This window comes from Streptomyces sp. L2, assembly GCF_004124325.1.
Classification (GTDB): domain Bacteria; phylum Actinomycetota; class Actinomycetes; order Streptomycetales; family Streptomycetaceae; genus Streptomyces.
On the sequence record NZ_QBDT01000001.1, the window covers coordinates 4,800,258 to 4,825,644 of the forward strand.

Annotated in this window: 22 protein-coding genes; 10 read left to right on the plus strand and 12 right to left on the minus strand. The window is 71.3% G+C overall.

The window, feature by feature from the left end:
- Positions 1-2 precede the first annotated feature (2 nt).
- A complete protein-coding gene (locus tag DBP14_RS21480; protein WP_241740997.1) occupies positions 3-548 on the minus strand; it encodes a GtrA family protein in 546 nt (181 codons plus the stop codon).
- Between the two features lie 173 nt (positions 549-721).
- Between DBP14_RS21480 and DBP14_RS21485 the strand changes: the two genes are divergently transcribed.
- The 4 genes from DBP14_RS21485 (at position 722) to DBP14_RS21500 (ending at position 4,806) form a co-directional block, all read left to right on the plus strand.
- A complete protein-coding gene (locus DBP14_RS21485; RefSeq protein WP_129308782.1) occupies positions 722-1,861 on the plus strand; it encodes a 5-(carboxyamino)imidazole ribonucleotide synthase in 1,140 nt (379 codons plus the stop codon).
- A complete protein-coding gene (gene purE / locus DBP14_RS21490) occupies positions 1,858-2,379 on the plus strand; it encodes a 5-(carboxyamino)imidazole ribonucleotide mutase (protein WP_129308783.1) in 522 nt (173 codons plus the stop codon). The genes DBP14_RS21485 and purE overlap by 4 nt, the downstream gene beginning before the upstream one ends.
- A 5-nt stretch (positions 2,380-2,384) precedes the next feature.
- On the plus strand, positions 2,385-3,563 hold the full coding sequence (locus tag DBP14_RS21495) for a dipeptidase (protein WP_129308784.1): 1,179 nt from the start codon (positions 2,385-2,387) through the stop codon (positions 3,561-3,563).
- A gap of 154 nt (positions 3,564-3,717) precedes the next feature.
- A complete protein-coding gene (locus DBP14_RS21500) occupies positions 3,718-4,806 on the plus strand; it encodes a dipeptidase (protein ID WP_129308785.1) in 1,089 nt (362 codons plus the stop codon).
- A gap of 31 nt (positions 4,807-4,837) precedes the next feature.
- Here DBP14_RS21500 and DBP14_RS21505 read toward each other — a convergent pair whose 3' ends face one another.
- Both DBP14_RS21505 and DBP14_RS21510 read right to left on the minus strand, forming a co-directional pair.
- On the minus strand, positions 4,838-5,227 hold the full coding sequence (locus DBP14_RS21505) for a VOC family protein (protein ID WP_129308786.1): 390 nt from the start codon (positions 5,225-5,227) through the stop codon (positions 4,838-4,840).
- An 18-nt stretch (positions 5,228-5,245) separates the two neighbouring features.
- Positions 5,246-5,605 carry a VOC family protein gene (locus DBP14_RS21510; protein WP_129308787.1) on the minus strand — a complete coding sequence of 120 codons (360 nt, stop codon included), beginning with the start codon at positions 5,603-5,605 and terminating at the stop codon, positions 5,246-5,248.
- A gap of 128 nt (positions 5,606-5,733) precedes the next feature.
- Between DBP14_RS21510 and DBP14_RS21515 the strand changes: the two genes are divergently transcribed.
- A complete protein-coding gene (locus DBP14_RS21515) occupies positions 5,734-6,300 on the plus strand; it encodes a CGNR zinc finger domain-containing protein (RefSeq protein ID WP_129308788.1) in 567 nt (188 codons plus the stop codon).
- Between the two features lie 121 nt (positions 6,301-6,421).
- Here DBP14_RS21515 and DBP14_RS21520 read toward each other — a convergent pair whose 3' ends face one another.
- Complete coding sequence (locus DBP14_RS21520; protein WP_129308789.1) at positions 6,422-7,765, minus strand: UDP-glucose/GDP-mannose dehydrogenase family protein; 1,344 nt, start codon at positions 7,763-7,765, stop codon at positions 6,422-6,424.
- Between the two features lie 172 nt (positions 7,766-7,937).
- Between DBP14_RS21520 and DBP14_RS21525 the strand changes: the two genes are divergently transcribed.
- Entirely contained in the window at positions 7,938-9,095 is a 1,158-nt protein-coding gene (locus tag DBP14_RS21525) for an acyl-CoA dehydrogenase (RefSeq protein ID WP_129308790.1), read from the plus strand.
- Between the two features lie 73 nt (positions 9,096-9,168).
- Here the strand turns inward: DBP14_RS21525 and DBP14_RS21530 are convergent, their stop codons facing one another.
- Positions 9,169-10,215 (minus strand): glycosyltransferase family 2 protein, encoded by a 1,047-nt coding sequence (locus tag DBP14_RS21530; RefSeq protein WP_129308791.1) that lies wholly within the window; start codon positions 10,213-10,215, stop codon positions 9,169-9,171.
- 237 nt (positions 10,216-10,452) lie between these two features.
- Between DBP14_RS21530 and DBP14_RS21535 the strand changes: the two genes are divergently transcribed.
- On the plus strand, positions 10,453-11,832 hold the full coding sequence (locus DBP14_RS21535) for an LCP family protein (protein WP_164992382.1): 1,380 nt from the start codon (positions 10,453-10,455) through the stop codon (positions 11,830-11,832).
- A gap of 116 nt (positions 11,833-11,948) precedes the next feature.
- Here the strand turns inward: DBP14_RS21535 and DBP14_RS21540 are convergent, their stop codons facing one another.
- On the minus strand, positions 11,949-12,509 hold the full coding sequence (locus DBP14_RS21540) for an acyl-CoA thioesterase (protein ID WP_206739317.1): 561 nt from the start codon (positions 12,507-12,509) through the stop codon (positions 11,949-11,951).
- Positions 12,510-12,628: 119 nt separating this feature from the next.
- Between DBP14_RS21540 and DBP14_RS21545 the strand changes: the two genes are divergently transcribed.
- Positions 12,629-13,957 (plus strand): LCP family protein, encoded by a 1,329-nt coding sequence (locus tag DBP14_RS21545; RefSeq protein WP_206739318.1) that lies wholly within the window; start codon positions 12,629-12,631, stop codon positions 13,955-13,957.
- Between the two features lie 22 nt (positions 13,958-13,979).
- Here the strand turns inward: DBP14_RS21545 and DBP14_RS21550 are convergent, their stop codons facing one another.
- The 6 genes from DBP14_RS21550 to DBP14_RS21575 form a co-directional block, all read right to left on the minus strand.
- Positions 13,980-14,846 (minus strand): class I SAM-dependent methyltransferase, encoded by an 867-nt coding sequence (locus DBP14_RS21550; protein WP_129308794.1) that lies wholly within the window; start codon positions 14,844-14,846, stop codon positions 13,980-13,982.
- A gap of 146 nt (positions 14,847-14,992) precedes the next feature.
- Positions 14,993-15,820 (minus strand): SAM-dependent methyltransferase, encoded by an 828-nt coding sequence (locus DBP14_RS21555; RefSeq protein WP_129308795.1) that lies wholly within the window; start codon positions 15,818-15,820, stop codon positions 14,993-14,995.
- A 102-nt stretch (positions 15,821-15,922) separates the two neighbouring features.
- Positions 15,923-17,521, minus strand: a complete 1,599-nt coding sequence (locus tag DBP14_RS21560) for an LCP family protein (protein ID WP_129312006.1) — start codon at positions 17,519-17,521, stop codon at positions 15,923-15,925.
- Between the two features lie 129 nt (positions 17,522-17,650).
- Complete coding sequence (locus DBP14_RS21565; protein WP_129308796.1) at positions 17,651-19,399, minus strand: LCP family protein; 1,749 nt, start codon at positions 19,397-19,399, stop codon at positions 17,651-17,653.
- A 252-nt stretch (positions 19,400-19,651) separates the two neighbouring features.
- Positions 19,652-20,704, minus strand: coding sequence for an LCP family protein (locus DBP14_RS21570; RefSeq protein WP_129308797.1), 1,053 nt, complete (start codon positions 20,702-20,704; stop codon positions 19,652-19,654).
- A gap of 607 nt (positions 20,705-21,311) precedes the next feature.
- Positions 21,312-22,067, minus strand: a complete 756-nt coding sequence (locus tag DBP14_RS21575; RefSeq protein ID WP_129308798.1) for a TIGR03089 family protein — start codon at positions 22,065-22,067, stop codon at positions 21,312-21,314.
- Positions 22,068-22,207: 140 nt separating this feature from the next.
- Here DBP14_RS21575 and DBP14_RS21580 point away from each other — a divergent pair, with 140 nt between their 5' ends.
- On the plus strand, positions 22,208-23,593 hold the full coding sequence (locus DBP14_RS21580; protein ID WP_241740998.1) for a peptidoglycan recognition protein: 1,386 nt from the start codon (positions 22,208-22,210) through the stop codon (positions 23,591-23,593).
- Positions 23,594-23,782: 189 nt separating this feature from the next.
- Complete coding sequence (locus DBP14_RS21585; protein ID WP_129308800.1) at positions 23,783-24,865, plus strand: NDP-sugar synthase; 1,083 nt, start codon at positions 23,783-23,785, stop codon at positions 24,863-24,865.
- The last annotated feature ends 522 nt before the right edge of the window (positions 24,866-25,387 follow it).

Below are 25,387 nucleotides of genomic sequence, written 5' to 3' on the forward strand. Positions count from 1 at the left end.
GGTTACGGGACCCGCTGGCGGGGCTTGTCCGGCTCGGTACCCGGCTTCTTCGCCGGTTCACCCGGCTTCGCCCCCGGCTCGTGCCGCAGCACCGGCTCCGTGCCCTCCGCCGCGCTCTCGCGGGCCGGCATCGCCCGGAACACCCACGAGCGGTAGGACCAGAAGCGGAACAGGGTCGCGACGCCGATGCCGACGAACTTGAAGATGTTGTTCTGCAGCGGGGTGTCCCAGCCGAACCCGTACGTCGCCAGGTAGAGCACGCCGTTCTCGATCACCAGGCCGACCGCGCTGAACAGCAGGAACAGCGTGAGTTCCCGGGTACGGCCGCTCTTGTCGGCGTCCCGGTACGTCCAGTAGCGGAAGCCCACGTAGTTGAAGGCGATCGCGACGACGGTCGCGATGATGCTGGCGCGTACGACCTGGAGGTCGGACACGTGCCGGACCAGGTTGAAGACGCCGAGATTGACAAGGACGCCGGCTCCGCCGACCGCCCCGAACTTGGCCACCTCGCGCACGAGTCGTCGCAGCCCGGAGGAACGATGTTCCATGGCTGTCACAGCCCCCGTCCGTAGGTTTCGTCAACCCAGCCATGCTAACCAGGCGGCACCGCCGACGCTCCCGGACCGGGCCACAGCCGGGAAACAGGTCGGAAAGAAGCCGGTAAGAGGGGGTGCCCGGGGCGGAAAACCGACCCGGTCGGCGCGGCCGATACCCTGGGTGTGTGACGTTCCCGGTAGTCGGCATGATCGGCGGTGGCCAGCTCGCTCGTATGACACACGAGTCGGGCATCCCGCTGGGCATCAGGTTCAAGCTTCTCAGTGACACCCCTCAGGATTCCGCGGCGCAGGTCGTCAGCGATGTCGTCATCGGCGACTATCGCGACCTGGACACGCTGCGTGAGTTCGCGCGCGGGTGCGATGTGATCACCTTCGATCACGAACATGTACCCACCGAGCACCTTCGGGCGCTGGAGGCGGACGGCATTCCCGTGCGCCCCGGTCCCGACGCACTCGTGCACGCCCAGGACAAGGGCTTGATGCGGGCGCGGCTCGACGCGATCGGCGTGCCCTGCCCACGGCACCGGATCGTGAGCGATCCCGAGGACGTGGCGGCGTTCGCGGCGGAGGGCGAGGGCTTCCCCGTCGTCCTGAAGACCGTGCGCGGCGGCTACGACGGCAAGGGCGTGTGGGTCGTCGACTCCGCCGAGGAGGCCGCCGATCCGTTCCGCGCGGGCGTCCCCGTGCTCGCCGAGGAGAAGGTCGACTACGTCCGCGAGCTCGCCGCCAACGTCGTCCGCTCCCCGCACGGCCAGGCCGTCGCCTACCCGGTCGTCGAATCGCAGCAGGTCGACGGCGTCTGCGACACGGTCATAGCCCCGGCGCCCGGCCTGGACGAGGACCTCGCCCTGCGCGCCGAGGAGATGGCCCTGACCATCGCCAAGGAACTCGGCGTCGTCGGACACCTCGCCGTCGAGCTGTTCCAGACCCGCGACGGCCGCATCCTCGTCAACGAACTGGCGATGCGCCCGCACAACTCGGGCCACTGGTCGATGGACGGCGCGATCACCTCGCAGTTCGCCAACCACCTGCGCGCGGTCCTCGACCTGCCCCTCGGCGACCCCCGCCCGCGCGCGAAGTGGACCGTCATGGTCAACGTCCTCGGCGGCGACTTCCCGGACATGTACTCCGCGTACTTGCACTGCATGGCCCGCGACCCCAAGCTCAAGATCCACATGTACGGCAAGGACGTGAAGCCGGGCCGCAAGGTCGGACACGTCAACACCTACGGCGACGACCTGGACGACGTGCTGGAACGCGCCCGTCACGCAGCCGCATACCTGAGAGGCACGATCACCGAATGAGCCCCCTAGTTGGCATCGTCATGGGGTCGGACTCCGACTGGCCCGTCATGGAGGCCGCCGCCAAGGCGCTCGACGAGTTCGAGATCGCGTACGAGGTCGACGTCGTCTCCGCGCACCGCATGCCGCGCGAGATGATCGCCTACGGTGAGCACGCGGCCGACCGCGGACTGAAGGCGATCATCGCCGGCGCCGGCGGCGCCGCCCACCTGCCGGGCATGCTCGCCTCCGTCACCCCGCTGCCCGTCATCGGCGTCCCGGTGCCCCTGAAGTACCTCGACGGCATGGACTCCCTGCTGTCGATCGTGCAGATGCCGGCCGGTGTCCCCGTCGCCACCGTCTCCGTCGCCGGCGCCCGCAACGCCGGCCTGCTCGCCGCCCGCATCCTCGCCACGCACGACGAGGACCTGCTGCACCGCATGCGGGACTTCCAGCAGGAGCTGAACGACCAGGCCACCGAGAAGGGCAAGCGGCTGCGCTCCAAGGTCGAGGGCGCCGGCGGCTTCGGCTTCGGGAAGTGAGGCCCGTGACCTCCCTCGAAGACGCCCGCGCCCTGCTGCGCGAGTTCCCCGTCGTCGACGGCCACAACGACCTGCCGTACGCGCTGCGCGAGCAGGTCCGCTACGACCTCGCCGCCCGCGACATCGCCGGCGACCAGGGCGCCCACCTGCACACCGACCTGCCCCGCCTGCGCGAGGGCGGCGTCGGCGCGCAGTACTGGTCGGTGTACGTCCGCTCCGACCTGCCCGACGCGGTCCCCGCCACTCTGGAACAGATCGACTGCGTACGGCAGTTGCTCGCCCGCTACCCCGAGCACCTGGCGCCCGCGCTCACGGCCGCCGACATGGAGTCGGCCCGCGCCGAGGGCCGCATCGCCTCCCTCATGGGCGCCGAGGGCGGCCACTCGATCGCGGGCTCCCTCGGCACGCTCCGCGGGTTGTACGGGCTCGGCGTGCGCTACATGACGCTCACCCACAACGACAACGTGGCCTGGGCGGACTCCGCGACCGACGAACCGAACGTCGGCGGCCTGTCGGCGTTCGGCCGCGAGGTCGTCCGCGAGATGAACCGGCTCGGCATGCTCGTCGACCTCTCCCACGTGGCGGCGACGACCATGCGGGACGCGCTCGACACCTCCGTCGCGCCGGTGATCTTCTCCCACTCCTCCGCCCGGGCCGTCTGCGACCACCCCCGCAACATCCCGGACGACGTCCTCGAACGCCTCCCCGCCAACGGCGGCGTCGCCATGGTCACCTTCGTGCCGAAGTTCGTGCTCCAGGCCGCCGTCGACTGGACGGCAGCGGCCGACGAGAACATGCGCGCCCACGGCTTCCACCACCTCGACACCACCGAGGAGGCGATGAAGGTCCACCGCGCCTTCGAGGAGCACACTCCGCGCCCGGTCGCCACCACCGCGACGGTCGCCGACCACCTCGACCACATGCGCGAGGTCGCCGGCATCGACCACCTCGGCATCGGCGGCGACTACGACGGCACCGCGTTCACCCCGGACGGCCTGAACGACGTCTCCGGCTACCCCAACCTGATCGCCGAACTGCTGGACCGCGGCTGGTCCAAGCCCGACCTGGCCAAGCTGACCTGGCAGAACGCGGTACGCGTCCTGGGTGCCGCCGAGGACACCGCCCGCGACCTCCAGGCACGGCACGCCCCGTCCAACGCGACGATCGACGCACTGGACGGCTGAACCGGCGAGGCGCCGAGGGGGGTACGGGCCGGGCCGGGCGCCGTACCCCCGAACGCCCCACTCACCAGGAAGTCCCCCTTCGCTCCGTGCGACGGTGGCCGTACGCCACCCGCAGAGATGACGCCGTAGCAGCAGACGACGTACGGAGCCCGCCATGGCCGACCTCCAGGACGACCCGCCCGCCACGACCGAGGTCGCGGCGGCCGGCGGACTGCCGGACGACCCATTCCCCGAGGAGCCGTACCTTCCCGAGGAGCCGCGCTTCCCCGAGGGCGAAGCCCTGGAACGCGCCCGCGCCCTGCTCGCCTCCCATCCCGTCGCCGACGGCCACAACGCACTGCCCCGGGCGCTGCGCCACCTGCCCTGGTACGACCTCGAACTCGGCGAGAGTGCCGTCGCCACCGACCTGCCCCGGCTCCGCGAGGGCCACGTCGGCGCCCTGTTCTGGTCCCTGCACCTGCCCGAGGACCTCGCCGGCGACCGGGCGGTGGCCGCCGCCCTGGAACAGCTCGACCTCGCCCGCACCGTGATCGCCGCCCACCCGGAGGGGCTGCGCCTGGCACGCACCGCCGGGCAGGTCATCGACGCCCACCACTGCGGCCGGGTCGCCGTCGTCCTCGGCCCCGCCCAGGCCGCCGTGCTCGACGGCTCCCTCGGCATCCTGCGCATCCTGCACGCCCTCGGCGTACGCCTCCTCACCCTCACCGGCACCCCCTGGGCCGGTGAGGCCGGGCTGACCCGGTTCGGCGAGGAGGTCGTGCGCGAGATGAACCGGCTCGGCGTGCTCGCCGACCTCTCCGGCGCCGGTGAGGCCGTCGTCCGGCGGGTCACCGTCCTGTCCAGGACGCCGGTGCTGTGCACCCGCTCCGCCGCCCGCGCGCTGCGGCCGCACCCCGCCAACCTGACCGACGACCTGCTGGCCGCACTGGGGGAGGCCAAGGGGCTGTGCATGGTGCCGCTGAGCGCGGAACAGACCGGGCCGACGGTGCGGGACGTCGCCGATCACCTCGACCGTGTGCGGGCGGTGGCGGGGGCCGAGTGTGTGGGGCTGGCCGGTATGTACGACTGCGGGGCGGCGCATCCGCAGGGGCTGGCCGACACCTCCCGATATCCCCACCTCATCGCCGAGCTGGTCCGGCGGGGGTGGTCCGATACGGAGGTGTCCCTGTTGGCCTGGGGGAATGTGCAGAGGGTTTTGCGGGCGGCGGATTTCGTCGCGAAGGCGAGCCGGGCACGCCGTTGAGGGTGGGGCGCCCCTGGACGTCGATGGAGAGTTACCCCTCGATCCTGCACAGGCAGAACGGGTGGCCCGCCGGGTCCGCGTAGACCTGGAAGTCCTTTTTCTCGCGGTCGGTGAGGTCCAGGGGGCGGGCGCCGAGGGCGAGGACGCGTTCGTGGGCGGTGTCGATGTCGGCCCAGGTGGGGCCGGCGTCGAAGTCGAGGTGGAACTGCTGGGAGTCGTGGTCGGCGTGCGGCCACTGGGGCGGGGTGTGGCCCTCGGCCCGCTGGAAGGCGAGCCGGGGGCCGTCCGGGACCTGGAGGACCACCCAGTCGTCGTCCTCGGCCTCCGGGGTGCCGCCCGCCACCGCCGAGTAGAACGCGGCGAGTGCGTGCGGGTCGGGGCAGTCGAGTACGACGGAACGGAGTCGAGCGACGGACGCCATGGTGTCCTCCCGGTCTGTTCAGCAGGCGCAGAGACAGAAGGGGTGCCCCGCGGGGTCGGCGTACACACGCCAGTTCCGCGAACGGTCCTCGGTGTCCAGCGGACGCGCCCCACGTTCCAGTACCCCCTTCTCGGCCGCGTCCAGGTCCTGCACCTTCAGGTCCAGGTGGAACTGCTGCGAGGCGTCCGGCGCGGGCCAGCTCGGCGGCACGAACCCCGGTGCCTGCTGGAAGGCCAGCGAGGTGCCGCCCGGCAGCTTCAGGTCCACCCACTCCCCGTCCCCCTCGACGCTGCCGCCCAGCACCTCGGCGTAGAACCCGGCGAGCGCGCGCGGGTCGGGGCAGTCCAGGACGACGACATCCATCGTGGCCAGAGCCATGACTTCCTCCTCGGAGAACACTGCGAAGCCGGAGTTACCCTCAGATGAGGACTACCGGTAACCGTTACCGCATGCTGCCCCATAGGTGGTTACCCTGGCAACCGATATACGGGAGGTACGGTGCGGACATGAGTGAGAGAGCGCCCGCGCCGGGAGGCCTGGCCCTGGTCGAGTCCCTGCTGAACACCGTGGACTTCGCCTCGGGAGCGGACGCGCTGGACACCGCGGAATGCAGGGCCCGCCTCGGGCTCACCGACGATCCGGAGCGGCTGGAAGAGGCACGGGAACTGCGCGAGTCCCTGCGCGCGACCCTGCTGGCGCACGCCGGGCACCCGCCGCACCGCGCGGTCACCCCCCTCGGGGACCTGCTCGCCCGCGTCCCGCTGCACGTCACCGTCGATCCGGCGGACGGCTCCGCGGCCCTCGCCCCGGCCGACCCCGAGCCTCTGCCGGCCCGGATCGCCGCAGCCGTCGCCGAGGCGCTCGTGGCCGGCACGTGGACCCGGCTCAAGGCCTGCGAGTCCCCCACCTGCCACTGGGCGTACTACGACCGCAGCCCCGCCGGACGCGGCCGCTGGTGCTCCATGCAGGTGTGCGGGGCCCGCGCCAAGATGCGCCGCTACCGGGCCAAGGAGCCCAGGCAGGCCGGTCAGCCCGGGCAGCCCGAGCAGTCCAGCAGGACCAAGGAGACGTAAACCCCACGGGCGTTCATCGGCCACGGATGTGTCCGTGGTGCAGAATGCGGAAAGACGCCGGTTCGGCCGACTGAGCCTCGGCCGAACCGGCGTCCTTCCGAGTGCCGGTGAGGGAAACGGGTCAGGCCGTCGGCCGCCCCATCGCCCGGTACGTCCACCCCGCCCGCCGCCACAGCTCCGGGTCCAGCGCGTTGCGCCCGTCCAGCATCAACCGTACCGACGCGACCTCGCCCAGCGCGGCCGGGTCCAGCTCACGGAACTCCCGCCACTCGGTCAGGTGCAGGACCACGTCGGCACCCCGGACCGCCTCCCGCGCCGAGTCGGCGTACCCCAGCGTCGGGAACAGCCGCCTGGCGTTCTCCATGCCCTTCGGGTCGTACACGGTCACCTGACCGCCCTGGAGGTGGATCTGACCGGCCACGTTCAGCGCGGGCGAGTCCCGGACGTCGTCCGAGTCCGGCTTGAAGGTGGCGCCGAGCACCGCGACCCGCTTGCCCAGGAACGAACCGCCGCCCAGCGCCTCCCGCGCCATCTCGACCATCTGCCCGCGCCGGCGCATGTTGATGGAGTCGATCTCCCGCAGGAACGTCAGCGCCTGGTCCGCGCCCAGCTCACCGGCGCGCGCCATGAAGGCCCGGATGTCCTTGGGCAGACAGCCACCGCCGAACCCGATCCCGGCGCGCAGGAACTTCCGCCCGATCCGGTCGTCGTAGCCGATGGCCTCGGCCAGCTTCGCCACGTCACCGCCGGCCGCCTCGCACACCTCCGCCATCGCGTTGATGAACGAGATCTTGGTCGCCAGGAAGGAGTTCGCGGCCGTCTTCACCAGCTCGGCCGTCGGGAAGTCGGTCACCACGAACGGCGTGCCCTCGCCGACCGGGGTCGCGTACACCTCCCGCAGCAGCTTCTCGGCCCGCTCGCCGCGCACGCCGACCACGATCCGGTCCGGGTGCAGCGTGTCCTCGACGGCGAAGCCCTCCCGCAGGAACTCCGGGTTCCAGGCCAGCTCGGCGTCGGCGCCGGCCGGCGCGTGCTCGGCGAGGTAGGCGGCGAGCCGGTCCGCCGACCCGACGGGCACGGTCGACTTGCCGACGACCAGCGCGGGACCCGTCAGGTGCGGGGCGAGCGAGGCGATGGCGGAGTCGACGTACGACATGTCGCACGCGTACTCGCCGTGCTTCTGCGGGGTGTTCACGCACACGAAGTGCACATCGCCGAACTCCGCCACCTCGGCCCAGTCGGTGGTGAACCGAAGCCGCCCGGAGGAACCCTCGATCCCGGCCACGTGCCGGCGCAGCAGCTCGTCGAGCCCCGGCTCGTACATGGGGGTCTCGCCGCGCTCCAGCATCGCGATCTTCTCGGGCACGACGTCCAGGCCCAGCACCTCGAAACCGAGCTCGGCCATGGCCGCGGCGTGCGTGGCGCCGAGGTAACCGGTGCCGATCACGGTGATCTTGAGGCTCATGGGTGCTCCCCCTCGGTGACGTCGGTGATGCGGTGCCTGAGCATAGTCGGGCCGTGGGCCGGGCAGTTTTCCCGCTGTCGTCAAGGTCACGTAGGCGGGTCCCGGCCGACGTTTTAAAATTGGGTTACTTAACGGTAATTAGCGTCACTGCGTCTTTGGAGCGTGAGAGACCTTGGCCGGATCGGCTGACTTCGACCTGTACCGCCCGTCCGAGGAGCACGACATGCTCCGTGACGCCGTCCGCTCGCTGGTCGAGGCGAAGATCGCGCCGTTCGCGGCAGCGGTGGACGAAGAGGCCCGCTTCCCGCAGGAGGCGCTCGACGCCCTGGTCGCGAACGACCTGCACGCCGTGCACGTCCCCGAGGAGTACGGCGGCGCCGGCGCCGACGCCCTCGCCACGGTCATCGTGATCGAGGAGGTGGCCCGCGCCTGCGTGTCCTCCTCCCTCATCCCGGCCGTGAACAAGCTGGGCTCGCTCCCCGTGATCCTCTCCGGCGGCGAGGACATCAAGAAGAAGTACCTGACCCCGCTCGCCCAGGGCGAGGCGATGTTCTCGTACTGCCTCTCCGAGCCGGACGCCGGCTCGGACGCGGCCGGCATGAAGACGAAGGCGGTCCGCGACGGCGACCACTACGTCCTCAACGGCGTGAAGCGCTGGATCACCAACGCGGGCGTCTCCGAGTACTACACGGTGATGGCGGTCACCGACCCCACCAAGCGCTCCAAGGGCATCTCGGCGTTCGTCGTCGAGAAGTCCGACGAGGGCGTCTCCTTCGGCGCGCCCGAGAAGAAGCTCGGCATCAAGGGCTCCCCGACCCGCGAGGTCTACTTCGACAACGTCCGCATCCCCGCCGACCGCATGATCGGCGAGGAGGGCACCGGCTTCGCCACGGCGATGAAGACCCTGGACCACACCCGCATCACCATCGCCGCCCAGGCCCTCGGCGTCGCCCAGGGCGCCCTCGACTACGCCAAGGGCTACGTCCAGGAGCGCAAGCAGTTCGGCAAGCCGATCGCCGACTTCCAGGGCATCCAGTTCATGCTCGCCGACATGGCCATGAAGATCGAGGCCGCCCGCCAGCTGACCTACGCGGCCGCCGCCAAGTCCGAGCGCGGCGACAAGGACCTCACCTTCCAGGGCGCCGCCGCCAAGTGCTTCGCCTCCGACGTCGCCATGGAGGTCACCACCGACGCCGTCCAGCTCCTCGGCGGTTACGGCTACACCCGCGACTACCCGGTGGAGCGCATGATGCGCGATGCCAAGATCACGCAGATTTATGAGGGCACGAACCAAGTCCAGCGGATCGTGATGGCCCGCAACCTGCCGTAGGGCGTGAACGCGGCGGTGCCGGCATCCCCTAGGGGTGCCGGCACCGCCGTACGTCCGGGGTGGTGCGGGTGGTTCAGTCCCGCGCCAGCGGCTCTTCTTCCGCCACCACCGCCGGGCGGCGGGAGGCGATGACCTTGCGGGCCAGGGCCTTCGGGCTGGTCAGGAAGCCGTAGCCCCAGGACATGTGCATCGTGGCCAGGGCAACGGGGATCTGGAGACGGGCCTTCAGCGGCAGCCCCCTGCCCGCCGGGAGGGAGCCCGCGGCGATCGCCGCGAGGTAGCCGCCCGGGACGACGAGGGCCCACGGGGTCAGGGCCGCGCCCGCCACCAGGCCCGCGGCTATCGCGCAGACCGCCGTGGGCGGGGCGAGGTAGCGCAGGTTGATCGAGCCGGAGTGGTAGCGGGCGACGACGTGGCGCCAGCGGCCGTAGTCCTTGTACTGCTTGGCGAGCGCCTTCACGCTCGGCCGCGGGCGGTACGACACCCTCAGCTCGGGCGAGAACCAGATCAGGCCGCCCGCCTCACGGATGCGGAAGTTCAGCTCCCAGTCCTGGGCGCGGATGAACTCCTCGTTGTAGCCGCCCTGCCGTTCCAGGGCCTCGCGGCGGAAGACGCCGAGGTAGACCGTCTCGGCCGGGCCCGCCTGGCCGCCCGTGTGGAAGGCCGCGTTGCCCACGCCGATCTTCGACGTCATCGCGGCCGCGACGGCGTCCTCCCAGGCGTTCTCGCCCTCGGCGTGCATGACGCCGCCGACGTTCTGCGCGCCGGTCTCCTCCAGCAGCCGTACCGCCGTCGCGATGTAGTTCGGCGAGAGGATGCCGTGGCCGTCGACGCGGACGACGACCGGATGCCGGGACGCCTTGATCGCGGCGTTCAGGGCGGCCGGAGTGCGCCCGGTCGGATTCGGGACCGTGTGGACGCGCGGATCGTCGGACACGAGCTCGGCGGCGATCTCGTCCGTGCGGTCCGTGGACGGACCGAGGGCGATCACGACCTCCATCTCGCCGGCGTACTCCTGCGCGAGGATCGCTTGGACGGCCCCGCGCAGATGCCGTTCCTCGTTGAGGACGGGCATGATCACGGACACAGCGGGGAGCCGCACGTCGGGCTTGGCGTTCATAGGGGGCTCACGTTACCGCGAACGGGGGACAGCTATGCGCGCCACCGGGGCGTGAACGCGGGATGAGGATCGTATCGGCCTACGGTGCTCACGATCCCACGTACGGCCGTCGCCTGGAGGTGTCCCTTGCCCAGCCCGCCACGGTCCCCTGCCCGGCCACAGCGCCGTCCGCAGCCCGCCCGCCGCGTGCCCAGACCGCCGGCACCCCCCGTCCGGCGCCGACGGCCGCGCTGGGCGATGCGCGCGGCGACCACGCTGTCCGTGGTGGTGCTCGCGGCCGCCGGGATCGGGCACGCGGTCGTCAGCAGCCTGGACGCGGGGATTGCCCGGGTCGACGCCTTCAAGGACATGAAGAACCGCCCGCGCGCCGGCCACGGCATGAACATCCTGCTGGTCGGCACGGACGGGCGCGACAAGATCAGCGAGCAGCAGCGGCAGGCGTACCACCTCGGCGGGGCGCCCTGCCACTGCACCGACACGATCATGATCGTGCACATCTCGGAGGACCGGAACCGGGCCACCGTGGTCAGCCTGCCCCGCGATTCCTACGTCGAGGTGCCCGCGCACGTCGACCTGAACTCCGGACAGCGGCACGGCCCGCACCCGCTCAAGCTGAACGCGGCATACGCGGAGGGCGGCCCCCAGCTGACCGTGCGCACCGTCGAGGGCATGACCCACCTGAAGATCGACCACTACCTGGAGGTCGACTTCACCAGCTTCATGAAGACCGTCGACGTCCTCGGCGGGGTCACCATCTGCACGCCGACGCCTTTGAAGGACTCCTACACCGGCCTCGACCTGACGGCCGGCACGCACACCCTGATGGGCGGACAGGCCCTGCAGTACGTACGCTCCCGGCACCTGGACGCGGCCAGCGACCTGGGCCGGATGAAGCGGCAGCAGAAGTTCCTGGCCGCGCTGATCGGCCGGGCCACCTCCTCCGGTGTCCTGCTGAACCCGATCAAGTTCCGGGACGTCACCCGGGCGGTGCTCGGCTCGGTCCGCGCGGACGAGGGCTTCGGTGCCGATGAACTGCTCGACCTCGGGCGGGCGATGCGCAACTTCTCGCCCTCCTCCTCCGAGTTCACCACCGTGCCCATCGGCCAGATGAACTTCCCCGTCAAGGGCATCGGTTCGACCCTGAAGTGGAACCAGCCGGCCGCCGACAAGCTGTTCCAGTCCCTGCGCGACGACAAACCGCTCACCACCGACCGCCCGAAGAGCGCGCCCGCACCGGCGCCGGTGGAGGTGGACCCGCACCAGATCAAGGTGCAGGTGGAGAACGGCACGGCCACGAGCGGCCTCGGCAAGCGCGTCGACGCGGCGCTGGCGGCGGCCGGATTCGCCACCACCCGACTGCCGGTGGCGGCGGCCGACCACGCCGTCAAGCGCACGGTCGTCTCCTACGACCCCCGCTGGGACCGCTCGGCCCGCTCCCTCGCGGCGGCCCTGCCGGGCAGCGAGCTGCGGGCGGTGCCGGGGCTGGGGGCCGTGCTGAAGGTCACGGCGGGCGCCGACTTCACGGCGGTGCGCAAGGTGCGGGTCGCGAACCCGGCCGAGCCGGAGCCGAGTCCCAGTGTGGTGCGGGGGGACGAGGAGCTGTGCTCCGGTACGTAGTGGGTCTGGTGCGGGTGCGTTGTGGCTTGTCGCGCCCACGCGGCGGAGCCGCACGTCAGACACAGCCCCGCGCCCCTTGGGGGCGCACCGGTGAACCGGCGTGACAAAGCGAAGCGTCAGTCCTCGAACCCTTCGGCCACCCTCTGCTCCCGCAGCTCGCGAATTTCGCGGCGGCGCGCCAGCCGGTGGGTGCGGCGGATCTGGGCCTCCTGGTACCGGCGCCGGTCGCGGTCGGTCTCCGGGACCACCGGCGGCACCCGGCGCGGCTTCCCGTCCGCGTCGACGGCCGCGAACACCAGGTAGGCCGAGCCGACCTGGGTGGGCGGGGAGGACTCGTTCCAGCGCTCGGCCAGGACCCGGACACCGACCTCCATCGAGGTGCGGCCGGTCCAGTTGACCTGTGCCTTCACATGGACCAGGTCACCGACGCGCACCGGCTCCAGGAAGGCCATCTCGTCCATGGACGCGGTGACGGCGGGACCGCCGGAGTGCCGCCCGGCCACGGCCCCCGCCGCGTCGTCGACCAGCTTCATGATCACCCCGCCGTGCACCGTCCCCAGCAGGTTGGTGTCGTTGTGGGTCATGATGTGGCTGAGCGTGGTGCGGGACGCGGACGTGGGCTTGCCCGGGATGTCCGAGTCCGTGTCCGCCACCGGATCCGTGGCCTGGTCTGTCATGACCCCCACCTTATGCCGAAGCGACATTCGCGGAATTTGTGTCGGGTTCGCAACAGCACCGCCCTGATTTTCCGACAGCTCTTGTAAGGCACATACCAGCGCCCTGCACACTGGGGCGCATGAATGACTGGCCCGAGGGATGGTCCGACGACAACCGCGGCTCCCGCTCCCGCTACGGACACGGCAGCGCAGGCGAGCAGCCGGAGGGCGCCCGCGTGATGCGCCAGGTGCCGCGGCGCGGCCCGGTGCCGCCCGGGCAGCGCTCGTACGGCAACCCCGGTCCGTCGGCGCCGCCGTACGGCGCCGGCGTCCCGCAGCAGCCGTCGTACGTCGACGGCCAGGGCTACGACGACGGTTACGGCGAGTACGACAGCGGCTACAACACCGGCCAGGTCTACGGCGGTCACGGGCACGGCGGTCATGGCGGTGACGGCCCGGCCGGCGCCCCCGTCCGGTCGGCCCGGCCCGCGCCGAACTGGCGGCGGCGGATCAAGTGGACCGCCCTCACGCTGGTGACCGTGCTGATCGTCACATCGGTGGCGACCTATTTCTGGGCCGACTCCAAGCTGCGCCGCGAGGTCGACCTCTCCAAGGTCATCGACCGGCCGGAGACGGGTCAGGGCACGAACTACCTGATCGTCGGCTCGGACAGCCGCGAGGGCATGACCAAGGCGGACGAGAAGAAGCTGCACACGGGCTCCGCCGAGGGCAAGCGCACCGACTCGATGATGATCCTGCACGTCGGCGACAACGGGGACACGCTGATCTCGCTGCCGCGTGACTCGAACGTGGAGATCCCGTCGTACAAGGGCTCGCAGTCCGGGAAGGTCTACCCGGACACCGGCCGGCACACGAAGCTGAACGCGGCGTACGCCGAGGACGGTCCGACCCTCCTGGTGCGCACCATCGAGTTCAACACCGGTCTGCACATCGACCACTACGTGGAGATCGGCTTCCAGGGCTTCGCGAAGATCGTGGACGCGGTCGGCGGTGTGACCCTCACCATCGACAAGGGCTTCAAGGACTCCTACTCCGGTGCCGACTTCAAGGCCGGCAAGCAGACCCTGAACGGCGAGCAGGCCCTGGCCTTCGTCCGCACCCGGCACGCCTTCGCGGCGTCCGACCTGCAGCGGACGAAGAACCAGCAGAAGTTCCTCGCGGCCCTCGCCCACCAGGTGGCGACCCCGTCGACGCTCCTGAACCCCTTCACGTTCTACCCGACCATGGGCGCCGGCCTGGACTCCCTGATCGTCGACAAGGACATGTCCCTGTGGGACCTGGCGTCGATGTTCTGGGCCATGAAGAACGTCAACAGCGGTGGCGGCACCTCGATGAACATGCCGATCTCCGGCTCCACGGGCGGCAACCTGGTCTGGGACAAGGCCAAGGTCAAGACGCTGGTGGACGAGCTGAAGAACGACCAGAAGGTCACGGTCAGCGGCAACTGAGAACGCTCGGGCCGCCTCGGGTTCAGGCGGTCGCCGAGCCGAGCAGTGCCACATGGGGAAGGGCCAGGCGCCCTTCCCCATCGGCGTCCCCGTCGCGGTCCCCGTCGCCTTCCCCTTCGCGGTCCCCGGCGGTGAACTCGGCGCACAGCCGCTCGTACTCCCGCCGGATCCGTACGACCGTCTCCGCGTCCTGCGAGGTCACGACCAGCCCGACGGTGGCGACCCCGCCGGTCGCGCCGCCCCACCACTCCTCGACGGTCGTCCGGTGGTCCCAGGCCGACTCGACGGCCTCGGCACCGGTGAACCCGGCCCCGGTGAGCAGGTCCGCGAGCCCGGCCGTCGTCCGCGGGAAGTCCTCGTCCGCCGCCAGCTTCGGCAGGTACGACGGCGGTACGGCACCGCCCGCCGCGCAGGCCCGCCCGAGCAGGTCCTGCCCGGCCCCGCGCCGGCCGCTCCACAGGGTGAGCGCGAGCCGCCCACCGGGCCGCAGCACCCGCCGCAGCTCGGCGAGCGCGGCGCGGGGCCGGCCGACGTGGTTGAGCACGAAGTTGGCGATGACGGCGTCGAACTCACCGTCCGCGAAGGGCAGTCGGGGCAGCACGGCGACCTCGGCCGGCACGCCCCGCGCCTGGGCGGCCGCGACCATCCCGGGGTCGGCGTCCACGGCCCGTACCCGCGCACCCCGCTCCAGAGCGGCCAGGGCGGCCGTCCCCGGGCCCGTGCCGACGTCCAGGACCCGGGTACCGGCGGACACCCGGGCGGCGTCGAGCAATTCCGGCACCGGGTGCGCGCACAACAGGGCGAAGCTGTCGGCGTACACCCGCGCCCGCCCGTCCCACATGGCCCGCTCGGCGGAGTCGAAGGCCTCGGTCGCATCCATGATCGTCATGGCAGCAGCTTGCCTTAGCGGGACGTCGGTGCGCCCCGCAGGGGCGCGGGGCTGTATTCACCTGTGTCTCCGCCGTGTGGGCGCGCCCAGCCACGACGGCGTCGCAGCTGACCCGACGGCATCCACGCCCCCTCTCCAGCGGAGCGCTACCCCTTCCTGCCCACCCCGCCGAAGTGGGTGACCTCCACCGGCTCGGCGGTGCCCGGCTCGGGGCGCCAGCGGGAGCAGGAGACGAGGCCGGGCTCCAGCAGGTCGACCCGGTCGAAGAGGCGGCTCAGGTCGGCGCGGCTGCGCAGCGTCATCAGGGCCGAGCCCTGGCTGTTCCAGTACTCCACGGCCTGCGTCATGGCCTCGCCGTCGACCTCGGTCGTGGGGTGGGAGATCACCAGGTGGCTGCCGGCGGGCACGGCGTCCAGCAGCCGGTGCACGATGGAGACGGCCTCGTCGGTGTCCATCACGAAGTTGAGGATGCCCAGCATGGTGATGGCCACCGGCCGGTCGAAGTCCAGCGTCTCGGCCGCGCCCCGGATGATCTTCTCGGGGTCCTGGACGTCGGCCTCGATGTAGTCGGTGCCGCCTTCGCGGGTGCTGGTGAGCAGGGCGTGTGCGTGGGTGAGGACCAGCGGGTCGTTGTCGACGTAGACGATCCGGCAGGAGGGGTCGACGCGCTGGGCGACCTCGTGCGTGTTGTCGGCGGTCGGCAGCCCGGTGCCGATGTCCAGGAACTGCCGGATCCCCTCCTGCCCGGCGAGATGCCGTACGGCACGGGACAGGAACGCCCGGTCGGCGACGGCCGAGCGGGGGAGCGCCGGCACGAAGCCGAGGATCTGGTCCCCGACCTCCTCGTCCACCGGGTAGTGGTCCTTGCCGCCCAGCCAGTAGTTCCAGATCCGCGCCGAGTGCGACACATCGGTCCGCAGCCGCGCCACCCGCGCGATGCCCTCGTCCCCCGCTGCTGTGGTGTCATCCGCCATGACGTCTGCTCTCCTCGGCGTGCGCGCTGTTCGCTGTTCAGGACGCGACCAACATAAACAAGAAGGCGCCCCGGAGGGCGCCTTCCTGCAAAACCCCGGCCGCTACCAGCGGTAGGGCCCGTACACGTCCATGCACTGCGAGGTGTCGCCGCCGTTGATCGCGTCCGAGTTGCTCGGCAGGTCACCGGCCTTCGGCGGGGCCTGCTTGGGGTAGGTGTTCCCGGTCCGCCAGTCCGAGCCGACGACGACCGTGACGCCGGAGACGCCGGTCGACTTCTTCACCGAACTCATCGGGATGCCCAGGGACTTCGCCACGGCCTGCGCGTCGCCCTCCAGCTCCGCGCTCGGGTACTGGACGACCGTCTGGTCCTCCGACAGCGTCTCCGAGGTGTCGGAGGTCGCCCGGGTGTAGCCCTGCTGCGCGAGCAGATCGGCGATCGACCCGGCCCGGTGCGGCACCGCCGCGTCGGTGGAGGTCTGGGTGGCGTTCTGCACCAGCACGCCCAGCCGGGCCGCGTCGGTCGACGGCTTCTTGGCAGGCTCGTCCTTGGACTTGCCGTCGTCCTTCGCCGCGGACTTCTTGCCGTTCTTGTCGAAGGCCACGTCGTCGCGGAGCAGCTGCCACATCTTGTCCGCGTTGGGCTTGTCGGGGACGACGTGTTCCTTGTTCAGCGGGTCCTGCACGTTCGGCATCGTCACCGACGTGATGCGGTTCGACGGCACCGACTTCAGCTCCATGCCCAGGTCGTAGAGCTTCTTGACCGTGCCGATCTCCTTGGACACCGACAGCGACTTGACGGCCGCCTCGGCGAGGTCCATCAGATGCCCGGTGTCGGTGAAGACGTTCTGGCTCCTCAGCTTGCGCATCATCGAGTTCAGGTACATGTGCTGTGCGCGGGCGCGCATCAGGTCACTGCCCCAGGCGTGCCGGGTGCGCAGCCACTGCAGGGCCTGCTCGCCCTTCACCTGGTGGGTGCCGGCCGTCAGCTTCAGGCCGGAGCCGCCGTGCACCATCGGGGTGGAGTGGTCCCACACGTTCTGCTTCACGCAGACGTCGACGCCGCCGATGGCGTCCGCCATCCGCACCACGCCCGAGAAGTCGATCGTCATCCAGTGGTCGATGTAGACCCCGGTGAGGTTCTCCCAGGTGGACAGCGTGCAGCCGGCCCCGCCACGGGCCAGCGTGGTGTTGATGATGTCGTCCGTCGCCGGATACACCTTGCCGGTCTTCGGGTCCTTGCACTCGGGGATGTGCACCCGGGTGTCGCGCGGGACGGAGACCATGGCGGCGCTCTTGCGGTCCGCGGAGAGGTGGATGAGCATCTGCACGTCGGCGAGCGGCGGGGCGCCGACGCTCTCCTTGGAGCCGCCGAGCTTCAGGTCCTCCGCGGAGTTACGGCTGTCGGAGCCGATCAGCAGGATGTTCAGCGGCGTCTGGCCGGCCGCGTTCGGCGCCGTCTTGCGGGCCTTGGAGTCACCGGCGGAACGTTCACCCTTGCGGATGCTGTCGTTCAGGTGCCGGTAGTAGAGGTATCCGGCGCCGGCCGTGCCGAGTATGACCACCGCCAGCACGGTCGCCGACCAGCGCAGGACGCGTCGTCTGCGCCGCCGGCGTTCGGTCTTCTGCCCTCCCCGCCGCCGTCCGCCGCCGTGCCGTCCGGACCCGCCTGACGGACCCGAGGTCTGCGGCGCGAGCGACATCGTGTCCTCGACCGCAGGAGCCTTCCCCCGCACACCGCTCTGCGTCAAACTCGCTGCCCTCCCCACCTTGCGCCCCACCACGGGTCCGTCCCGCGTCCACTTAGACGCACGAGGGGCCCCTTGGGTTACCTACGAAGCGCACTTCACCTTGTCCGCAGTGGACTTGTCGACGTCCGGCGCCTTCGTCGGAGCGGTGAGGGACACGCCCGCACCCTTGAAGTCCTTGCCCAGGGTCAGCGTCATCGCCGGCACCCCCTGGGAGTTGATGACGCTCTTGCCCGGCTTGAGTGCCGTACCGGGCAGGCCCATCAGATCGGCCAGCCGGCGCGCCTGGGGCGCCTGGTCGGGCGAGTACTCCAGCGTGGTCCTGCTCAGCTCCGCCGGAGCGTTGCCCGAGTTCTCCGACTTCAGGACGCCCTCCTGGTTCTGCAGCCACTCCAGCGTCTGCTGCGCGCTGCCGGCGACGGCGCCGCCGTTGAGGATCCGCACCCTGACGTCGGAGGCCGGCGCCTTGGAGCCCTTCAGCCGGGCCGCCGCCGCGTCCTTGGCCGCCTTTTTCTTCTTCTTCACCTCGGTGAAGGAGACGTCGTTCTTGATCGCGTCGAACACCGCTGGGGCCGTCGCGTTGTTGAGGACGACCGTCGCGTGGACCTTCTCCGCCGGGTTGTCCACGACCGGCACCGTGGTGAAGGTCAGGTTCTTCGGGTTGAGCTTGCCCAGCTCCAGACCCAGGTCCTTCAGCTTGCCGATGCTGTCCAGCTTGTCGTCGACCGTCAGCGCCTTGGTGCCCGCCTCGGCCAGTTTCAGCATCTTCGTGGGGCTGGTGAGCGTGGAGTTGCCCTTCAGCTTGCGCATCAGCGCGCTCAGGAACTGCTGCTGCAGGGTGATCCGGCTCAGGTCGCCGCCGAAGCCGACGGAGTGCCGGGTGCGCACGAACGCCAGCGCCTGGTCGCCGGAGATGTTGTGCGTGCCCTTGGAGAGCTTCAGGTGCGAGTCGGGGTCGTCGATGTTGTGGGCCAGACACACCTCGACGCCTCCGACGGCCTCGGTCAGCGTCTTGACCGCGTTGAAGTCGGCGACCATGAAGTCGTCCGCCCTGATCCCGGTCAGCTCGGTCACCGTGCGCACGGTGCAGCTCGGCGTCCGGCCGTCCTGGCCGAGGCTCGTGTTGAAACGGACGTTCTGGGTGCCGGGGATGACCTTCGTGGATCCGTCGGGCTGGGTCGTCGGGCAGTCCGGCACGTTCACGATCAGGTCGCGCGGGATGCTCAGCGCCGTCGCGTTCGTGCGGTCCTGGGAGAGGTGCAGCAGGATCGTGGTGTCCGCGTGGCCGACGCTGCCCTTGTCGCCGTAGCCCTCGTTGCCCTTGCCGGTGCGCTTGTCCGTGCCCATCAGCAGGATGTTGATGGCCTGGTCCTTGTGGAAGCCACCGGTGCTCGCGCCGTCGTCGGAGACGGACGTGATGTTGTTGTTCAGGTGCCTGATGTAGAGGTAGCCCGCCGCGCTGACGGCGACCAGCACGAACGCCATGGACCCACCGGTCCACAGCAGTGCCTTCTTGACCTTCGACTTCTTCTTCACCGGCCGGTGCCCGCGCCGCCCCGGCGGCACCTCCGGCTCACCGCCGCGCCGGGCCCGGCGCGGTCCGGGCACGTCGGCGCGCGCCGGGCCCGGCTCCTGCGGGTGCCCGCTGTGCGGTGCCGTACGGGCACGCGGCACACCGGCGTTGTCCCGGGGACCCGGTCTGCGGGGTCCGGGCACCGGTGACTGCGGTGCGGAAGGGCTCAGTCGCAGTTCGTATTCGCCGGTGACCGGATTGCGTACCCACTGGTCTGCGGGGTCGACCTCGTCCGCCCGCCCACGGCCTTGCGCGTCCACGGTTGTCCGATCCTCCGTCGGGGCACGCGGCGCCTTCCCCCTCAAAGGCGCCCGGTTCTCGGTGAAACAGTGCTCGACCGCAGAGAGGACCTCGTGGCCGGGTGCACCGGACCGCTCACACTATCCGGCCAGTTCAGGGAAGAGCGACGCCGGTGACGAATTCCACCTCCCTACAACCGGGCAATCCCTCTCATACCCCTGAACACAGGTTCGTCGCCTTGGCGCTCGTTTTACGAGAAGACTGCTCCCGGGTTACCCGCAGGCCCGCCCGGCGGCCGTGCTGCCGCGGAAGACCGGCACGGGGGAGGGGTCGTCGGACGGCCCGTTCGTCCCCTCTTCGCGCGGAATGTCCTTCGCGACGGCCACCGGCCGGTCCGCGCGCAGCCGCGCGAACAGCGTCCGCGCCCGGTCCTCCACCAACTGGTCGCGGTCGGCGTTCGCGGCGTACGGCTCCCTCGGCACCGTCAGGAACTGCACATGTTCGGTGGGGATCTTCCGCAGCCCCCGCACCAACTGGTACAAACCGCCCAGACTTGCCAGTTCCGGATCCGTGGTCAGCGACGAGGTGGCCGCCTCCAGCACCGGATACAGCTTCACCGGGTTCAGCAGCACGTCGTCGCCGCGCACCTTGTCGACCAGCGCGGCCAGGAACATCTGCTGCCGGTCCATCCGCTCGGTGTCGCTGCCGTCACCGAGCGACTTGCGGGCCCGTACGAACCCGAGCGCCTGCTCCCCGTCGAGCGTCACCGGGCCCGCCGGCAGCTTCAGCTTCGCCGCCTTGTCGTCGATGGGCTCCTTCAGGCACACCCGCACCCCGTCGACGGCGTCCACCATGTCCTTGAACCCGCTGAAGTCGACCACCATGTGATGGTCGACCCGGATGTCGGTCAGCTTCTCCACGGTGCGGATCGTGCACGCCGAGCCGCCCGTCTCGAAGGCGTGGTTGAACATGGTGAACGCGGGCGCACTGCGGCTGCCGTCCGGCCGCCTGCAGCCCGGCACGGCCACCATCAGGTCCCGGGGTATGGACACGGCGGTGGCGCTGCGCCGGTCGGCCGCCAGATGCAGCAGGATCGTCGTGTCGGACCGCTCGGTGCCCGAGTCCCGCCCGTACGCGCCGTTGCCGTCCCCGGCCCGCGTGTCGGACCCGATCAACAGGATGTTCTGCGCGCCCCGCACCAGCGCGGTCGGCCGCTCCCGCTCGTACCGGGCGAGTTCGGCGGCCGCCGCGTCATCGGCGGTGATGTTGCCGCTGAGCCGGGCATACAGCGCCCACCCCACCCCGGCGCCCCCCGCCACGAGCATGACAGCCCCGAGCACCCCACCCTTGACCCACCGCCGCCGCCGCCGACGCCGCCGCGCTTCCTCCTCCACGATGCGGCCCCCTCACGACGACGTACGAGCGTTCGGTTCCTGCTCCTACGACGATCACCCGGAGACCGGGGCAAGGCGGATAGTTACTACTCCACCCGGGTGACTGCAGCGCGCCCCGTCAGGGGCGCGGGGAACTGCGCGAACAACCACGACGCACCCGCACCGGCCAACGCGCCCCAGGCACCCCCCACAGGGGCGCGGGGAACTGCGCGAACAACCACGACGCACCCGCACCGGCCAACGCGCCCCAGACCCCTCTCACAGGGGCGCGGGGAACTGCGCGAACAACCACGACGCACCCGCACCGGCCAACGCGCCCCAGGCACCCCACAGGGGCGCGGGGAACTGCGCGAACAACCACGACGCACCCGCACCGGCCAACGCGCCCCAGACCCCTCTCACAGGGGCGCGGGGAACTGCGCGAACAACCACGACGCACCCGCACCGGCCAACGCGCCCCAGGCACCCCACAGGGGCGCGGGGAACTGCGCGAACAACCACGACGCACCCGCACCGGCCAACGCGCCCCAGGCCCCCCTTAGCGGCGCACAACCCCCACCCGCTCACTCTCGATCCGCCGAGCCACAACCCCCTCGTCTCCCACCGGCAGGTTCCTGCACAGCACGACAGACCCCCCGACAGCCAACGGCGCGAACAGCCCCGCGCTCAACCCCTCCCACGTGTCGTACGGCAGCCCCGACAGCAGCCGGGCCCCCGGCCCCGCAAGACCCAGCGCGCCCGCGTCCGAGGCCGCCCGCTCCACGACCTCCGCCGCGCTGTACTCCGCCCCGGCGACGATCAGCGCCGGCTCCTCGGGATCGACCGGGGCGAACGGGACGAACCGGTCACCCTGGCCCGGCACTTCCACCGCGTAGTCGACGAACCCGGCCGGGGTCTGCGGGAAGCGCCCGCCCAACGGCCGTAGCGCGAGGGCGACCCGCTCGCCGCGGCAGGCCCGCGCCGCCTCCAGGTCGTCCGGGCCGCTGACGACGACGTCCGCCACGGACGGATCCCCGGCCATGTCCGCGATCACGCCGACCGACGAACAGGCCAGCAGCCACACCGCCGTCTGCCAGTGCGCCGGCAGCAGCAGGGCGACCCGGTCGCCGGGTGCGGCGGACAGTTCGCCCTGGAGGAGGTTCGCGGTCTTGGCCACCCAATTGGCGAAGGTGGCCACGGACAGTTCGACGCGTTCGCCCGTGGCATCGTCGTAGAAGGTCACCAAGGGGCGTCCGGGATCCGCGGCGAGCGCGGATCGCAGCAGGTCGGCAGGGGTGTGGTCGGTGGCGTTCACCCGCGCAAGGGTACGCCGGGCCCCGGGCGGGCGGCGGGTGGCTCGGCCACCGGTTCGGCGGAACGGTTTCCCGACGGACCGTCAGTTCGCGGCCGGCTCCCGATGGACAGATTTGTACGACTATGCCCAGGATCATGGGCATGCGTGGATTCCTCACTACCTCGATCGGCGTCACGTGCGCGGCCGTTCTCGCGCTGCCGCTGACGCCGCCCGCGACCGCCGGGACCGTACGGGCGGAACGCACCACCACCACCGCCGCGCTGACGGCACATGAGAAGCCGGACGCGGCGGCGCTCCCCGGCAGCACCCGGTCGCTGCCCCTCGTGCCCCTCTCCCGCGCACGCGTCCTGGGCGCCGCCCCCGAGCAGGGCCTGTACCGCGCGGGCGTACGGCGGTTCTCCCTCGTCGGTGTCATCTGGGACGACCCGGACACCGCCCTGCACGGCCGGGTCCAGGTGCGCACCCGGTCCACCGCGACCGGCACCTGGTCCGGCTGGCAGGACATCGACACGCACAACGACGACCACGGCGCCGACCCCGGAACAGCCGAGCGGACCTCCGGCCTGGTGCGCGGCGCCACGGCACCGCTGTGGGTGGGCGATTCGGACGGCGTCGACCTGCGGGTCCGGGCCGCCGCGGCGGAGGGACCGGACAGGAGCCGTGCCGGAGCCGGGCGTTCACCCCTGCCCGCCGGACTGCGGCTGCAACTCGTCGACCCCGGCGAGCGGGCGCCGCTCCCGGGCCCGCCCGCCGGCGCTCCGCGCGTCGCCGCCGGCACCCGCGGCGACGCGGTGGTCGCGGCCTCCGCCGCCAACACCGACCTGGTCCCGTACGGCGCCACCGAGATCCCGGCGCTCAGCAAGAGCGCCACCGAGCGGGAACTCGCCCGGCGCGAGGGCGGCGGCCTGCGGGCGAAGCCGTACGTCGGACCCCGGCCGCGCATCGTGACGCGCCGCGGCTGGGGCGCGAACGAGTCACTGCGCAGGGGCGGCTTCGTCTACACGAAGAGGGTCAAGGCGGCCTTCGTGCACCACACGGCCACCGGCAACACGTACACCTGCGCGCAGGCGCCCTCCGTCATCCGGGGTATCTACCGCTACCACGTCAAGAGCATGGGCTGGCGGGACATCGGCTACAACTTCCTCGTCGACAAGTGCGGAACCGTCTACGAGGGCCGGGCCGGAGGAGTGGCGAAGGCGGTCTACGGCGCGCACACCCGCGGGTTCAACACCGACAGCATGGGCATCGCCGTGATCGGCAGCTATGGCTCCGCCAAGCCGTCCCGTGCCGTCGTGCAGGCCGTCGCGCGGCTCGCCGCATGGAAACTCGGCCTCTATGGAGCCGATCCGCGCGGAAAGACGTCTCTCACGTCGGGGGGTGGCAATCTCTACGCAAAAGGGAAGATCGTACGACTGAACGTGATCTCCGGTCATCGGGACGGGTTCGCCACGTCATGCCCGGGCAAACGGCTCTACGCCAAGCTCGGCACGGCCCGCTCCACGGCGGCCCGCTACCAGGGGCGCTGAGGCCGGGGCGCGCGTCCACCGCCGTCGGGGGAGGACGCGGCGAGGCGAAGTGAGGGCGGCACGGGTGAAAGCGCGTGCCGATCCCTCGGGTCGCCGCGCGGCCGACGGGGGCACCGTCGCACGGTCTGCATACACTGGCCGGCCGAAAAGAGAAGTTCGGCCGGTCCCGGCAGGAAGCAGAGACGACAGGTGACAGAAGCGATCCTCCTGGTCGGCGGCAAAGGAACCCGGCTGCGTCCGCTCACGGTGCACACACCCAAGCCCATGGTCCCGGCGGCCGGCGTGCCGTTCCTCACGCACCAGCTGGCCCGGGCCAGAGCGGCGGGCGTGGATCACATCGTCCTCGCGACGAGCTATCTGGCCGAGGTCTTCGAACCGTACTTCGGCGACGGCTCCGCGCTCGGCCTGCACATCGAGTACGTCACCGAGGACGAGCCCCTCGGCACCGGCGGCGCCATCCGCAACGTCGCCGGGCGCCTGCACTCCGGGCCGGAGGACCCCGTCCTCGTCTTCAACGGCGACATCCTCACGGGGCTCGACATCCGCCGGCTCGTCCACACGCACGCCTCGACCGGCGCGGACGTCTCCCTGCACCTGACCCAGGTGACCGACCCGAGGGCGTACGGCCTCGTCCCCACCGACGACACCGGGCGCGTCCTCGCCTTCCTGGAGAAGCCGCAGACGCCGGAGGAGATCGTCACCGACCAGATCAACGCGGGGGCGTACGTCTTCCGCCGCTCCGTCATCGACACCATCCCGGCGGGCCGCCCCGTCTCGGTCGAACGCGAGACCTTCCCCGACCTCCTCTCCGCCGGAGCGCACCTCCAGGGCATGGTCGACTCCACCTACTGGCTGGACCTCGGCACCCCGGCCGCGTTCGTCCGCGGCTCGGCCGACCTGGTCATGGGGCGCGCCCCGTCCCCGGCGGTCCCGGGCCGCTGCGGCGACCGGCTCGTCCTTCCCACGGCACGGGTCGCGCCGGACGCCAAGCTGACGGGCGGCACGGTGGTCGGCGAGGGCGCGTTCGTCGCCGAGGGCGTGCGGGTCTTCGGCTCGACCATCCTGCCGGGCGCGGTCATCGAGCCGGGCGCGGTCATCACCGACTCCCTCATCGGCAGCCGGGCCCGCGTCGGCGAACGCAGCGTGCTGACCGGGACGGTCATCGGCGACGGCGCGGTCGTCGGCGCGGACAACGAACTCCGGACCGGTGCGAGGGTCTGGTGCGACGCGAACATCCCCCCGGCAGCCCTCCGCTTCTCCTCGGACCAGTAGCCCGCCCCGAACCCCACTCACGTGGGCTGCGCCCCCGCGCCCCCTCCAGGGCACTGCCCCGCCCGGGCCGCCGTTCGCCTGCGGGCGCGTGGTGGCCGCTCGCGCGGTTCCCCGCGTCCCTTCGGGGGGCTGCCCGGCCGGGGCTGTCGTTCGCTTGCGGGCGCGTTGTGGCTGGTCGCGCAGTTCCCCGCGCCCCTTCGGGGGCCGCCCGGCCGGGGCTGTTGTTCGCCTGCGGGTGTGTGGTGGCTGGTCGCGCAGTTCCCCGTGTCCCTTCGGGGGGCTGCCCGGCCGGGGCTGTTGTTCGCCTGCGGGTGTGTGGTGGCTGGTCGCGCGGTTCCCCGCGTCCCTGACGGGGCACGTTGTAGCCCTGCGGCTTCGCAGCCGCAGGCAGCCGCGGGCATCGAGCCGTACCTAGCCGCGGGCATGCGTGCCTCCCCCAGTGCCTTAAGGGCCTGGGGGGACTCCCAGGGCGGCACGGGTGGGCGCAGCGGCACCCCGTTGGCGCGGGTAAGTGGGACCCAC

Bases quoted from the DNA above. Each gene is read 5' to 3' on its own strand.
- DBP14_RS21480 (WP_241740997.1), bottom strand. From the start codon at position 548: ATGGAACATCGTTCCTCCGGGCTGCGACGACTCGTGCGCGAGGTGGCC.
- purE (WP_129308783.1), top strand. From the start codon at position 1,858: ATGAGCCCCCTAGTTGGCATCGTCATGGGGTCGGACTCCGACTGGCCC.
- DBP14_RS21500 (WP_129308785.1), top strand. From the start codon at position 3,718: ATGGCCGACCTCCAGGACGACCCGCCCGCCACGACCGAGGTCGCGGCG.
- DBP14_RS21505 (WP_129308786.1), bottom strand. From the start codon at position 5,227: ATGGCGTCCGTCGCTCGACTCCGTTCCGTCGTACTCGACTGCCCCGAC.
- DBP14_RS21510 (WP_129308787.1), bottom strand. From the start codon at position 5,605: ATGGCTCTGGCCACGATGGATGTCGTCGTCCTGGACTGCCCCGACCCG.
- DBP14_RS21515 (WP_129308788.1), top strand. From the start codon at position 5,734: ATGAGTGAGAGAGCGCCCGCGCCGGGAGGCCTGGCCCTGGTCGAGTCC.
- DBP14_RS21520 (WP_129308789.1), bottom strand. From the start codon at position 7,765: ATGAGCCTCAAGATCACCGTGATCGGCACCGGTTACCTCGGCGCCACG.
- DBP14_RS21530 (WP_129308791.1), bottom strand. From the start codon at position 10,215: ATGAACGCCAAGCCCGACGTGCGGCTCCCCGCTGTGTCCGTGATCATG.
- DBP14_RS21535 (WP_164992382.1), top strand. From the start codon at position 10,453: ATGCGCGCGGCGACCACGCTGTCCGTGGTGGTGCTCGCGGCCGCCGGG.
- DBP14_RS21540 (WP_206739317.1), bottom strand. From the start codon at position 12,509: ATGACAGACCAGGCCACGGATCCGGTGGCGGACACGGACTCGGACATC.
- DBP14_RS21545 (WP_206739318.1), top strand. From the start codon at position 12,629: ATGAATGACTGGCCCGAGGGATGGTCCGACGACAACCGCGGCTCCCGC.
- DBP14_RS21550 (WP_129308794.1), bottom strand. From the start codon at position 14,846: ATGACGATCATGGATGCGACCGAGGCCTTCGACTCCGCCGAGCGGGCC.
- DBP14_RS21555 (WP_129308795.1), bottom strand. From the start codon at position 15,820: ATGGCGGATGACACCACAGCAGCGGGGGACGAGGGCATCGCGCGGGTG.
- DBP14_RS21560 (WP_129312006.1), bottom strand. From the start codon at position 17,521: ATGTCGCTCGCGCCGCAGACCTCGGGTCCGTCAGGCGGGTCCGGACGG.
- DBP14_RS21570 (WP_129308797.1), bottom strand. From the start codon at position 20,704: ATGCTCGTGGCGGGGGGCGCCGGGGTGGGGTGGGCGCTGTATGCCCGG.
- DBP14_RS21580 (WP_241740998.1), top strand. From the start codon at position 22,208: ATGCGTGGATTCCTCACTACCTCGATCGGCGTCACGTGCGCGGCCGTT.